The organism is Lacinutrix sp. (assembly GCF_029238095.1).
Classification (GTDB): Bacteria; Bacteroidota; Bacteroidia; order Flavobacteriales; family Flavobacteriaceae; genus Lacinutrix.
Genome location: NZ_JAQWGS010000002.1, coordinates 1 through 13,314, shown reverse-complemented (window position 1 = coordinate 13,314; position 13,314 = coordinate 1). Strand labels below are relative to the sequence as shown.

At 32.4% G+C, this 13,314-nt stretch carries 10 protein-coding genes; 7 read left to right on the top strand and 3 right to left on the bottom strand.

Going from position 1 to position 13,314, the window contains the following annotated elements; translation table 11 throughout:
* The first annotated feature begins 97 nt into the window (after positions 1–97).
* The 6 genes from P8H50_RS00075 to tsaB are packed head-to-tail and all read left to right on the top strand — an operon-like array spanning position 98 to position 6,435.
* Entirely contained in the window at positions 98–799 is a 702-nt protein-coding gene (locus P8H50_RS00075; RefSeq protein WP_300203928.1) for an ABC transporter ATP-binding protein, read from the top strand.
* Positions 792–2,021 carry an ABC transporter permease gene (locus P8H50_RS00070; protein ID WP_300203925.1) on the top strand — a complete coding sequence of 410 codons (1,230 nt, stop codon included), beginning with the start codon at positions 792–794 and terminating at the stop codon, positions 2,019–2,021. The genes P8H50_RS00075 and P8H50_RS00070 overlap by 8 nt, the downstream gene beginning before the upstream one ends.
* Positions 2,022–2,023: 2 nt before the next feature.
* The gene (locus P8H50_RS00065; protein ID WP_300203922.1) at positions 2,024–3,265 is read left to right on the top strand and encodes an ABC transporter permease; all 1,242 of its coding nucleotides are present in this window, start codon (positions 2,024–2,026) and stop codon (positions 3,263–3,265) included.
* Between the two features lie 49 nt (positions 3,266–3,314).
* The gene (locus P8H50_RS00060; RefSeq protein ID WP_300203918.1) at positions 3,315–4,433 is read left to right on the top strand and encodes an efflux RND transporter periplasmic adaptor subunit; all 1,119 of its coding nucleotides are present in this window, start codon (positions 3,315–3,317) and stop codon (positions 4,431–4,433) included.
* Positions 4,414–5,754, top strand: coding sequence for a TolC family protein (locus tag P8H50_RS00055; RefSeq protein ID WP_300203915.1), 1,341 nt, complete (start codon positions 4,414–4,416; stop codon positions 5,752–5,754). The genes P8H50_RS00060 and P8H50_RS00055 overlap by 20 nt, the downstream gene beginning before the upstream one ends.
* Before the next feature lie 3 nt (positions 5,755–5,757).
* Positions 5,758–6,435: a tRNA (adenosine(37)-N6)-threonylcarbamoyltransferase complex dimerization subunit type 1 TsaB gene (gene tsaB / locus P8H50_RS00050; protein ID WP_300203911.1), complete on the top strand. Its 678-nt coding sequence runs from the start codon at positions 5,758–5,760 to the stop codon at positions 6,433–6,435.
* Here tsaB and P8H50_RS00045 read toward each other — a convergent pair whose 3' ends face one another.
* From P8H50_RS00045 to P8H50_RS00035, 3 genes are all read right to left on the bottom strand, one after another.
* Positions 6,436–7,248: a mechanosensitive ion channel domain-containing protein gene (locus P8H50_RS00045; protein WP_300203907.1), complete on the bottom strand. Its 813-nt coding sequence runs from the start codon at positions 7,246–7,248 to the stop codon at positions 6,436–6,438.
* 132 nt (positions 7,249–7,380) lie between these two features.
* A complete protein-coding gene (locus tag P8H50_RS00040) occupies positions 7,381–7,755 on the bottom strand; it encodes a DUF1304 domain-containing protein (protein WP_300203904.1) in 375 nt (124 codons plus the stop codon).
* Positions 7,752–9,794, bottom strand: a complete 2,043-nt coding sequence (locus tag P8H50_RS00035) for a thioredoxin domain-containing protein (protein ID WP_300203901.1) — start codon at positions 9,792–9,794, stop codon at positions 7,752–7,754. Before P8H50_RS00035 ends, P8H50_RS00040 begins: the two co-directional genes overlap by 4 nt.
* Positions 9,795–10,091: 297 nt before the next feature.
* Here P8H50_RS00035 and P8H50_RS00030 point away from each other — a divergent pair.
* Positions 10,092–13,314 (top strand): choice-of-anchor L domain-containing protein (locus tag P8H50_RS00030; RefSeq protein ID WP_300203898.1); only part of this gene is annotated, 3,223 nt, incomplete at its 3' end.

The window sequence follows — 13,314 nt, the reverse complement described above, 5'->3', positions numbered from 1 at the left end:
TTAACATATATTTCACATAATTCCTGTAACAAATAATGTCCTTTTTAGTCTAATGGATATGATGTAGTAAACATCAATCAAAAAAAAATTAACCATTATGCTCAAAATAAGTAAACTACACAAGTCTTATCCCATTGGCGATTCTAGTCTTCATGTTTTAAAAGGAATTGATCTTTCTGTAGAAGCTGGTGAAATGGTAGCAATCATGGGATCTTCTGGTTCTGGAAAATCAACATTACTTAATATTATAGGAATGTTGGACGAAGCAGATGAAGGCGAATATATTTTAGATAATGTGCCTATTAAAAATCTTACAGAGAAAAAAGCAGCTATTTATCGTAATAAGTTCTTGGGCTTCATTTTTCAATCTTTTAACTTAATAAATTACAAAAGCGCATTAGATAATGTGGCATTGCCACTGTACTATCAAGGTCTTAAAAGAAAAGAGCGTATTGAAAAAGCACTCTTTCATTTAGAAAAAGTAGGCTTGAGAGACTGGGCAACTCACTTACCAAACGAATTGTCTGGTGGACAGAAACAACGTGTGGCTATTGCTAGAGCTTTAGCTGCCAATCCAAAATTATTACTTGCAGATGAGCCAACAGGAGCACTTGACACTACAACATCTTACGAGATTATGGATTTTATTCAGTCTTTAAACGATGAAGGCAAAACCATATTAATGGTAACACACGAAGAGGATATTGCAAATATGTGTAAACGTATAGTAAGACTTAAAGATGGTGTTATAATGGAAGATGTATTTGTAAACCAAGTAAGAGCCTCGCAATATGTTTGATAGAGATCTCTGGAGAGAAATTTTCCAAAGTATTAATATGAATAAAACCAGAAGTTTACTCTCAGGTTTTACAGTAGCCTTTGCTATTTCTTTATTTGCTATTTTATTTGGAATAGTAAATGGTCTTGTTAATACTTTTGATACCGCTTTTGTAGACGATGCTTCAAACTCAATTTTTATTAATTCTGGTACAACATCAAAAGCTAGTAATGGTTTACAAGCTGGACGACGTATTCAATTTAGAAATGAAGATCAGGATTGGGTTAAAGAAGAGTTTGATGATAAGGTGCAATACATTACTTCTAGAAAATATTTAAATGTTACAGCTTCTTTTAGAAATGAAAAAAATAATTATACCGTTAGAGCTGTAAATCCAGATCATCAATATTTAGAAAACACAAATGTTAACTACGGACGCTATGTAAACGAGTCTGATATTAAAAATAAAACCAAAGTAGTTGTCATTGGTCGTTTAGTAGAAGAAGATTTGTTCTTAAAAACCACTGCAGTAGGAAAATATATTAACCTTAATGGCATTCAATACAAAGTAGTAGGTGTTTTTAGCGATGATGGAGGAGATAACGAAGAACGTTTAATTTATATGCCAATATCTACAGCACAACAGATTTATGGTAATAACGACTATGTAGACCAAATTAATTTAACCTATAATCCAGAGTTAGATTTTGATGCAGCTATTGGGTTTGGCAATATGTTAACCAAAAAATTAAAAGAGCGCTTTATGGTCTCTCAAAACGATCAGCGCGCTATTAGAGTTAGAAACTTAGCAAGCGAAACACAGATTGTTAATCAAATGACAGGAGGATTGGGTGTTATGGTTTTAGTTATAGGCTTTGGAACTTTAATTGCAGGTATAGTAGGTATTAGTAATATGATGATTTTTATAGTAAAAGAACGTACCAAAGAAATAGGAATTAGAAAAGCATTAGGTGCTTCACCAAAATCTATTGTATCTATTATTTTATTAGAATCTATTTTAATAACGATAATTGCTGGATTTTTAGGCTTACTTCTAGGAATGGGAATCTTAGAATTAGCAAAACCCACCTTAGAAGACTTTTTTATTACTAATCCCTCAGTAAGTTGGACTATAGTTAACAGTGCACTATTTACCCTAATATTAGCAGGAGCAATTGCTGGATATCTTCCAGCAAAAAAAGCATCAAGAATTAAACCTATTGTAGCACTAAGAGACGATTAATTATGCGATTTTTATTTGAAAGAGATACTTGGCAAGAAGTCTACGATAGTTTAACTAAAAACAAACTACGTTCTGCACTAACTATGGTTGGTGTTTGGTGGGGAATTTTATTGCTTATTGGACTTTTAGGCTCTGCAAAAGGTTTAGAAAATTCATTTAACCGTTTGTTTGGTAGTTTTGCAACCAATAGTGTTTTTGTGTGGGCTCAAAGTACTAGCAAACCATTTAGAGGATTTCAAGAAGGTCGACTAGTTCAACTTAAAATAAGCGATGCTAAAAAAATAGAAGAAAATGTAGATGGTATTGAGTTTGTTGTACCTAGAAATAGAAATCAAGCTTTAGTAGTTCATGATTTTTTATCAGGAAACTTTAGAGTTGCTGGAGACTATCCATTATTAGATAAAGTTTCAAAAAAGAAAATGATTCGTGGACGCTTTATCAATCAAACAGATATAGATGAAAAAAGAAAAGTAGTTGTTATTTCTGAAGAAATTTATAAACAACTTTTTGAAAAGGATGCCGAAATGATAGATAAATACATACAACTTAACAGTATGAATTTTAAAGTTGTTGGGATGTTTGAAACTGGAAATCAAAATATGGGTCCAACAGACGATATGCATATTCCGTTTACCACCTTTCAGCAAATATATAATTTAGGCGAAAATATTGGTTTTATGATGATTACAGGTAAGCCAGAATACGATATTGTTCAAATCGAATCTGATGCTAAACTAATATTAAGAAATTTAAATAATGTGCATCCAGAAGACAATAGAGCCTTTGGTAGTTTTAACTTAGGTAAAGAGTTTGCTAAACTTACTAGTTTTTTAACAGGCATGCAATTTTTAACTTGGTTTGTAGGTATTGCCACACTAATAGCAGGCGTTTTTGCCATTGGAAATATATTATTAATTACAGTAAAAGAAAGAACAAAAGAAATAGGAGTGCGCCGTGCTTTAGGTGCAACACCTTTTGAAATAAAAAGACAAATTGTTGTAGAAGCTGTATTCATTACAATATTAGCAGGTTTATTTGGTATTATAAGTGGAGGCTGGATTTTAATTGCTTTAGATAATGCTTTTGGCCAAGGAACAGATGCAGTATTAGTAAATGCATCTGTATCCATAACTGTAGTCTTTATTGCGCTCCTTATATTAGTGTTTTTAGGAACATTAATTGGTTTAATACCAGCCTTTAAAGCAACAAGTATAAAACCAATAGACGCCTTAAGAGAAGAGTAAATCAATTAAAAAAAAACAAATCAAACCAAAGTAGAAAATTATAATTAAAATGAAAAAAGCATTAAAAATTATCGTAGGATTAGGATTGCTTGTAGCATTAATATTTGTGCTAAAGTACTTTAAAGATTCTAACTCTAAATCTGTTGAAGATTTTAAAACAGCAGAACCATTTTACACTTCTATTAATACAAAAACAGTAGCAACAGGAAAACTTAATCCTGAAGAAGAGGTAGAATTAAAGCCTCAAATTTCTGGAATTATAGATAAAATTCTTGTAGAAGAAGGAGATATTGTACAAAAAGGAGATGTTATTGCAAAAATTAGAGTGGTCCCAAACGAGCAAAGTTTAGTTGGTGCAAATGGACAAATATCTACAGCTAAATTGGCCTATAACAACTCTAAAACAATATATGATAGAAACAAAGCCTTGTTCGATAAAGGAGTAATTTCTAGACAAGATTTCGAGAATAGTGAGTTAGCATTAAACCAAGCCAACGAAACGTTACGTCAAGCACAAAATAATTATCAAATTATAAAAAGAGGTTCGCTTTCAGGAGGAGGTTCTGCAAATACTAATATTGTTGCGCTTATACCAGGAACCATTTTAGAGATTCCTGTGCGAGAAGGCGACCAAGTTATTGAGAGTAATAACTTTAATGCAGGAACTACCATTGCTACTATTGCAGACATGAGTAAAATGATTTTTGAAGGAAAAGTAGACGAAGCCGAAGTAGGAAAACTAGAAGAAGGTAAAGCTATTAAAGTTATTTTAGGAGCCATTGGTGAAAAAGAATTTCCAGCAATATTAACCTTTGTAGCACCTAAAGGAATGGAAGAAAATGGAGCAGTACAGTTTACTATTAAAGCAGATGTAGAGGTTGAACAATCTACTAAAATTAGAGCAGGTTATAGCGCAAATGCAGAAATTGAAATGGAGTCTAAAGATAGCGTTATGGTAATAAAAGAGTCTTTGCTTCAATTTAATAGAATTACAGAAAAACCTTTTGTCGAAGTTCAAATAGGTGATGGTCAATTTGAAAAGAAAAATGTTGAATTAGGACTTTCTGATGGTATAAACGTTGAAATTACTGAAGGTGTAAAAGAAGGCGATAAAATAAAGGTTTGGAACAAAGCCTCTAAAGAAGACAATGATGATGAAGATAAATAAAATTAAAATACTTGCTTTAGGTTTATTACTTAGTGTATCAACTTATAGTTTTAGTCAAGAGAAGCTATGGACACTACAAGAGTGTGTAACACACGCACTAGAAAATAATATTTCTGTAATTCAAGCTCAAAACACATTATTATTAAACGAACAAGATATAAAAGCGGCAAAAGGTCAGTTTTTACCTTCAGCAAGCGCAAATTTAAACCATTCTTTATCTATTGGTAACCGAGAACTTTTTCCAGGTCAGTTTGTAGATAGAACAGATAATAGTACAAGCGCTAGTATAAGTGCAAATCAAACTGTTTTTAATGGATTTAGATTAACAAATTTATATAAGCAATCGCAGTTAAATCTAGAAACAAATGCGCTAGAATTAGAGCGTATTAAAGACGATATTTCTCTTAATGTGGTTAATTCTTATTTAAATATTTTATTTAATAAAGAGAATTTAGAGACTGCAAAAGTGCAATACGAGTTTTCTAAGAAGCAGTTAAATCAAGTGCAAGAATTGGTTGATGCTGGTGTGCAATCTGAGGCAAATATATACGATGCTCAAGCAACTTTAAGTAGAGATTTACAAAGCGTAACAGTTGCAGAAAATAACTATGAGTTGTCTTTGTTAACCTTATCTCAATTACTTCAAGTACCTTTTCAAGGTTTCGATGTAAAAGTTATAGAAATAGATAATCCGTCGGCAGAATTAATGTATAATGATGTTACTCCAATATTAAATTACGCATTTGAGAATAGAAATGAAATTAAAGTAGCCGAAAAAAATATTGAAAATTCTAAGATAGGAACAGAAATATCAAAAAGTGGCTTTTACCCAACGGTTTCTGCTGGATACACTCTTGGGTCTAATGTATTCTTTACAAATTTAATTACTACCGAAGAATCATTCTTTAATCAGTTGAATCAGCAAAAAGGACATCGTTTTAATGTTAATGTTAGTATACCAATATTTTCAAGATTTCAAAATAAAACAGCTGTTGCTAGAGCTAAAATTCAAGAAGAGAATGCCTTGTTAGGTTTAGAACAATCTAAGTTAGCATTAGAGTCTAATATACAACGTGCTTTTACAGATGCAAAGTCAGCATTTAGAGCCTACGAAGCAGCAAAAGTATCCTTAGAGTCTCAAAAATTAGCATTTGGTAATGCAGAAGAACGTTATAATATAGGTATGATGAATGCTTTCGATTTAGAACAATCTAGATTAAGATTAGTAAATGCAGAGGCGTCTTTAATTAATGCTAAATACGATTTTGTTTTTAAAACAAAAGTGTTAGATTTCTACCTTGGAAAACCAATAACACAATAAATTTTGGCTTTAATACTTAGTATAGAAACCGCAACAACAAATTGCTCTGTCTCACTCTCTAAAAATGGTGAGACTTTGCTTTTAAAAGAAGATAATAGTAATAATTATTCTCATGCAGAGCGATTACATGTTTTTATAGATGAAACGCTTCGCGAAGCCAACATTGAGAGATCAGAATTAGAGGCTATTGCAGTAAGTAAAGGTCCTGGCTCTTATACAGGTTTACGTATTGGAGTTTCGGCAGCAAAAGGATTATGTTATGCACTAGATATTCCTTTAATATCTGTCTCAACATTAGAAGCTTTAGCCTATCAAGTTAATGTTGATAATGGAGTAATAGTCCCAATGCTAGATGCAAGACGTATGGAGGTGTTTTCGGCTATTTATTCATCAAACTTAAAACAAGTTCGAGACATAGAAGCTCAAATTTTAGACGAATCCTCTTTTACTCAAGAGCTATCTAAAGGTAAAGTTTACTTTATTGGAAATGGAGTAGAGAAAACTAAGGCACTTTTAAAACATGAAAACGCTTTTTTTATTGAAGGCAAACTACCTTCAGCAAATCAAATGAGTGCACTTGCCTATTTAAAGTATAAAAAAAGCGACACCGAAGATGTCGCTTATTTTGAACCTTATTACCTTAAAGATTTTGTGGCTTTAAAACCAAAACCTAAAAAATAACTATTCTTTTTTCTGTATTTCTACTGCATGTGGATAAGGTATTTCTATTCCTGCAGCATCTAATGCTTCTTTTGTATTTTCTGTAGTTTCGAAGTAAACATCCCAGTAATGCTCTCCTTTGCACCAAGGTCTTACTGCAAAGTTTATAGAGCTATCTGCTAACTCAAGCACATTTACTGTTGGAGCAGGTTCTGTTAATACCTTTGGGTTGTCTTTTAATACTTTCATTAAAACAGCCTTCGCTTCTTTAATATCAGAATCGTAACCAACACCAAAAACTAAATCAACTCTACGTGTGCCTTCTGTAGTATAATTAATAATGTTTCCATTGGATAATGCACCATTAGGAATAATAATTTCACGATTAGATAAACCTGTAAGTTTTGTAGTGAAGATTTCGATTTCTTTAACCACACCAATTTCACCTTGAGCCTCAATTAAGTCGCCTAATTTAATGGGTTTAAAAATCATAATTAAAACACCACCAGCAAAATTTCCTAACGAACCTTGTAAAGCTAAACCAACAGCTAAACCAGCAGCAGCAATAATTGCAGCAAAAGATGCAGTTTGAATACCCATGGTGCCTAGAACAATTACTATTAATGCAATTTTTAAGAGCCAACTAATTAAATTTAGTAAGAATTTTTTAAGACTTGGATCGTAATTAGCTTTATCCATAGACTTGCTAATTCCTTTTCTAAGGTATTTAATTATAAAAGCACCAATTATCCATATTGTTAATGCTAGTAATATTTTTGGTGTGTATTCAAGAAGAAGTTCGTAGCCTTTATCTATCCATTTTTGTAATTCCATAATTTATTTTAAAGATTTAATTAAGTATACAAAATTAGAACTTTTCAAATGCTTTTATCTGCTTACAGAAGACAAATTTAATTTTATCTATTAAAGTCTTAATCTATCGATTAAAATAAGTGGAATTTTATGTTATATTGTTCTAATAAGTATTCTTATTAATATGAAGCATATAATAGCTGGTAGAGACTGTATAATAAATAGTTTTATTTTGCCTGTTGAATAAGCTCCATATATTCCCGCAACAATGATACATATCAAGAAAAATTGTAATGCAACAATGTGCTTTTCTATAAAAGAGAAAAATAATAATCCTGCAGCTAAAAAACCATTATACAAACCTTGATTTGCAGCTAGAACTTTTGTTTCCTTTGCAAAAGCTTCATCTTTAATACCAAAAGCTTTTCTTGTTTTAGGGCGAGTCCATAAAAACATTTCAAGAATTAAAAAGTAGAAATGTAATATGATGATAATAATAAGAAAGGTAACTACTAATATCTTGATCATCTGTGTTTATTTAATTGGTTTACAGCTTGGTGGACTTCTTTAACGGGTAAGTTACAGACTTTATTTACACAAACATAAATTAGTGTTTCATTTTCAACGTATCTGTTTTTTAATAAAGGTAATTTGCTTTCGCCTTTGCAGCCAACAACTATTTTATTAGGGATATAACTTGCATTTAATTGTTCTATGATGTTCTTGTAGTTCTCTCCAACAATTGCAACTTCGTAAAAAGGTTCTGTAAAGTTTAACATTAAATCTAGCCAATTAGAATAGCCAGAGGCATAAGTTTCAATTTCTGGTTTTACATTATTAAGCATTGTTGTAGCAGTTTTTAGATAATATGTATTGTCGTAATAATGAGATAATTTAAATAAGTTTTTAGCTAAAATAGAATTACTCGCAGGTATTACATTATCTCTATATTCCATGGTTTTAGAAACCAAATCATCATCATCATTAGAAGTAAAATAAAACATTTTATTGGTATCGTTAAAAAAGGCATCAAAACAATAGTCTGTTAATGCTTTGGCATTGTTGAGCCATTTTTCGTCTAAGGTAACTTCATAGAGTGTTATAAAGGCATCAATAGTTGTGGCATAGTCTTCAAGAAAGCCATTAATTGTAGATTTCCCATCTTTATAATTATGAAATAAACTCCCGTTTTCTTTTAATTGGTTGTTTAAAATAAAGTTTCCATTTTTTATTGCTATTTCAAGATACTTGTCGTCTTTTAAAACACGGTAAGCATCAACATAACCTCTCAACATAATAGCATTCCAAGAGGTTAGTACTTTGTCGTCTAAACGTGGTCGTTCTCTTTTTTCTCTTTCTTTTAACAAAAGCGATTGCCATTTTCTTTTCTTTTCTTTTAAAGTTTCTAACGAAATATTTTCTTTTTTAACGAAATTTTTATCGGTTTCATTTCTAATTAACACATAATTTTTGTGTTCCCAAAAGCCATAATTATTAATATTATAATAGGATGAAAACAAACTAAAATCTTCATTTAAAATTAATTTTAAAGACTCTTTTGTCCAGACGTAAAATGCACCTTCTTCAAGTGTTCCAGATTCGGTTAAACTATCTGCATCTAATGAAGAGTAAAAAGCACCATTACCATTAGTAAGTTCTCGTTCTATAAACTCCAGAGTCTCAATAACAACATCTTTATATAAATCGTTTTTGGTAATTAAGTAGGCATCTGCATATAAACTAACAAGTTGCCCATTGTCGTAAAGCATTTTTTCGAAGTGAGGTACATGCCATTTTTCGTCTACAGAATATCGAGAAAAACCTCCACCAACTTGATCGTAAACACCACCAAAAGCCATATTTGTAATTGTATTATTTGTAAACTCTATTATGTTTTCTTCTTTATTTTGATACCCATAACGCATTAAAAAATGATAGTTATTAGGCATCATAAATTTGGGAGCACGATTCATTCCTCCTCTTTTATTATCGAAATAATTAGTCCAATTGTCTAAAACATGAGCTATAAATTCTGTTTTAAACAAAGGATCTTCTTTGTTAATAGAAATCATATCAAGAGATTTTAAACCATGTTCTAATTTTGTAGCATACTCCTCTAATTTTTCAGGTTCCGTTTTGTATAATTCAGAAATTTGATTCAAAGCGTTCATCCATTGCTCCTTGGCAAAGTATGTTCCTCCCCAAACAGGTCTTCCATCTGGAAGCGCAATTACATTCATTGGCCAGCCACCTTGACCTGTCATTAATTGCACAGCATTCATGTAAACTTGATCTATATCAGGACGCTCTTCTCTGTCTACTTTTATATTAATAAAGTTGTTATTCATAACACTTGCAACTGTTACATCTTCAAAACTTTCGTGCTCCATAACATGGCACCAATGGCAAGCAGCATAACCAACGCTAATAATAATAAGGGTGTTAGATTTTTTTGCAAGCTCTAATGTTTTAGAATTCCAAGCCTCCCAATGAACAGGGTTATGTGCATGTTGAAGTAAATAAGGACTGGTTTCGTTAATTAGGTTATTAGTGTATTTGTGTGTCACAGTATCTTTATTTTGTGCATTACAATTAGTTAGTGAAAAAAGTAAAATTAAAGTGAATATTTTCAATATTAAAATGTTCAACAACTAATGTATAAAAATAATAATACATTTAATTTTAATGAGGTAGGAATTATGCAATTATGATTGTTATATGCATATAACAATCAATCTATTTTAGAAAACGTTATATTTACAAAAGCACAATATCAAGGTAACTAGGTCTTTTTGGTTACTTAGTTTTTGAGTAATTATTAGTATTATTGTACATTCCTAAATATGAAACAAAAACCAATTATAATGAAGCACTTTTCGCTAGTACTACTTTTGTTATTCTGTTCGTCTAACATTTTCGGACAGGATGTATTAATGCAAAACGGAACTGTTAACCAATGTTCGGGAACATTATATGATTCTGGTGGCGCAACAGGTTCTTATTCAGATAATGAAAATTTGGTTTTAACGATATGTCCAGATGGGCCAGATCAATTTATACAATTAGATTTTTCTTTATTTGGAACCCAAGGTATTCCTGGTAACCCAATAGATATATTAACTATATATGATGGAGACGACACAGCTTCACCAGTAATTGGAACCTATTCAGGTGGAGGTGCTCAAGTAGGTTTAAACATAGTGTCTGCCTCTACAACAAGTACGACAGGTTGTCTTACATTAGAATTTACTAGTGATGCTTCAGGTAATACGACAGGTTGGGTTGCAGAAATTTCATGTTTACAATCTTGCCAAACCATAACACCAACAATAGATTCTACAGTTCCTGCTGCAAATGGTCTTGGAAATGTACAAATAGCAGTTGGAGGCACTGTAGATTTTGAAGGTAGTGCAACATTTTCTGAAGATGCTACTGGTGCTACATCGAGTTGGAATTTTGGCGATGGAACAGGTACTGTAAATGGTGATATGGTTAGTCATCAATTTAACACCATTGGTACTTATACAACAACTTACACAGTTACAGATTCCAATCCAACTGGATGTTCGGAATCTGTTACAATAACCGTTGAGGTTTTAAGTCCTTATATAGATGTAGATCAGACTACTTATACTGTACCACAGTTAGTTGAAGATGTGTTAATCGATAGTCCTTGCGCTAGTGTTTCTAATATAAATTGGAGTACTGGTACTAATTTTGGACAAGAGAATGGAATTGGGTATTTTACAGCAATACCAGGTGCTTTTGCCTTTGAAGCAGGAATTGTATTAAATACCGGAAACGCATTAGAAGCAGAAGGTCCAGAAACTGGTACACAAAGTAGTGGAGGTTGGCCAGGAGATACAGACCTAGAAAATGCGATACCTGCACTAGGAATAGGCGATTCAAACGATGCTACTTTTATAGAGTTTGATTTTGTGCCAATTGCTAGTAGTATTAGTTTTGACTTTTTATTTGCATCTGAAGAATATGGTGGTTTTCAATGTGGTTTTACAGATGCTTTCGCCTTTTTGTTAACAGACTTAAATACAGGTACAGTAACTAATTTAGCTATTGTTCCCGGAACTACAGATATTGTTTCTGTTTTTACAGTAAGAGATAATGCTTTTAATGGAGGTTGCCCTTCTGTTAACCCACAATTTTTTGATTCTTTTTATGGTGCTGGAGGTGAACCTTTAGTTAACTCTCCTATAGATTTTAGAGGTTACACCACGTCAATGACAGCTTTTTCTAATGTTATTCCTAATAATAATTATAATATAAAATTAGTAATAGCAGATGATGGAGATACGCTTTTTAACGCAGCAGTATTTTTAGGTGCAGGGACATTTAATTTAGGCGGCGATTTAGGAGATGATATTACAATTGATGCAGGAACTGCAGATTGTCAGGGTACAGCCATAACATTAGATACAGGTTTGCCTACAGCAACACATACATGGTCTTATGAAGGGACAGTAATTCCTGGTGAAACAGGTTCTACAATAGATGTTTTTCAGGAAGGTAATTATTCTGTTGATATTGTTTTTTCTGCAACTTGTCAAGCTTCTGATACTATTTTAATTGAGTTTATTCCAGGACCAGAAATTCAATCGATTTCAGACTTAACAGAATGTAATAATGGAGGTGGAGCTGTTCTCTTTGATTTAACCGAAAATGAAACTTCGGCTATTGGGACACAAGACCCAACAACGGTTTTAGTGACTTTTCATAATTCTCAAATGGATGCAGATTCAGGCATAAATCCAATACCTAATCCAGATGCTTACAGCGGAACAGATGGCGAAATTATTTATATTAGAATAGATGATGTTCAATCTGGAACTTGTGATGATACAGATATTTTTACACTTGAATATTTAAATATTGTTCTAAATCCAGCACCAGATATGGAAGTTTGTGATGATGTTACAAATGATGGTAATGCACCTTTTGATTTAACTTCTCAAAATGCAGTAATACTTGGTACTCAAGTTCCAGCAGATTTCAATGTTACCTATTATTTAAATTTTGCAGATGCAGATGCTGGAACAGGTGCACTTACTAGTCCATATATAAATACATTAAACAATCCTCAACCTATTTTTGTTAGAGTTGAAAGTATTCAAGACTCAGCATGCTATATTGCTTCTTCAAATGCAGTATTTAATTTAATTGTTAATCCAATAGCAAATGCAACACAGCCTTTAGACATAGAAACTTGTGATGATTCTTCCAATGATGGTGAAGAAGTTTTCGATTTAACTGCTCTAGAGCCTGTTATTTTGAACGGTCAAGATCCAACTAATTTTACTGTTTCATTTTATGAATTACAAACAGATGTTGCCACTTCTACAAATCCAATTCTTACTCCAGCTACATACACTAATACAAGCACTCCTCAAACTATTTTTGTTAGAGTTGATGATATCATGAATCCTACTTGTTATGGTGAAACTAGTTTTACAATTACTGTTAATGCATTCGATGATTCTACTTTCACTATGCAAGCAACATGTGATGGTGCAACAGTTGATTCTGTAGCATTACCAGGTGGAACATATGTTTTCAATCCTCTGCCAACCGATGGTGCAATATTAGATGCAAATACAGGAACCATAACTAATGGTGTATCAGGAACAAGTTATACAGTGGATTATACTACAAACGGTATTTGTCCATCAACGAGTCAGTTTACTTTTACAGTTTCTACTACAAACGACCCTTCTTTTACTATGATAGCAAATTGTGAAGGAGGAACAGTATCGACAGAAGCTACTCCAGGAGGTGTTTATACAATTAATCCTACACCTACTGATGGAGCAACAATTGATCCTGTAACTGGAACTGTAATGGGTGGAACTTCCTCTGCGACCTATACTATAGAATATGAGCTTGGAGGAACTTGTCCATCATCTTCTACATTTTCTCTTACTGTATTAACAACAGACAATCCAGCTTTCACCATGACACCAACCTGCGATGGAGCAACAGCAACTATAACAGGAGACACAGGTGGAACCTTTACTTTCAACACAGCACCTACAGATGGAGCAACAATAGATTCAGCAACAGGAACTATAACAG

What these genes read in the sequence shown, in the direction of transcription:
- P8H50_RS00075 (WP_300203928.1), top strand. Translation starts at nt 98, where the DNA reads ATGCTCAAAATAAGTAAACTACACAAGTCTTATCCCATTGGCGATTCT.
- P8H50_RS00045 (WP_300203907.1), bottom strand. Translation starts at nt 7,248, where the DNA reads ATGGAATTACAAAAATGGATAGATAAAGGCTACGAACTTCTTCTTGAA.
- P8H50_RS00060 (WP_300203918.1), top strand. Translation starts at nt 3,315, where the DNA reads ATGAAAAAAGCATTAAAAATTATCGTAGGATTAGGATTGCTTGTAGCA.
- P8H50_RS00070 (WP_300203925.1), top strand. Translation starts at nt 792, where the DNA reads ATGTTTGATAGAGATCTCTGGAGAGAAATTTTCCAAAGTATTAATATG.
- P8H50_RS00055 (WP_300203915.1), top strand. Translation starts at nt 4,414, where the DNA reads ATGATGATGAAGATAAATAAAATTAAAATACTTGCTTTAGGTTTATTA.
- P8H50_RS00065 (WP_300203922.1), top strand. Translation starts at nt 2,024, where the DNA reads ATGCGATTTTTATTTGAAAGAGATACTTGGCAAGAAGTCTACGATAGT.
- P8H50_RS00040 (WP_300203904.1), bottom strand. Translation starts at nt 7,755, where the DNA reads ATGATCAAGATATTAGTAGTTACCTTTCTTATTATTATCATCATATTA.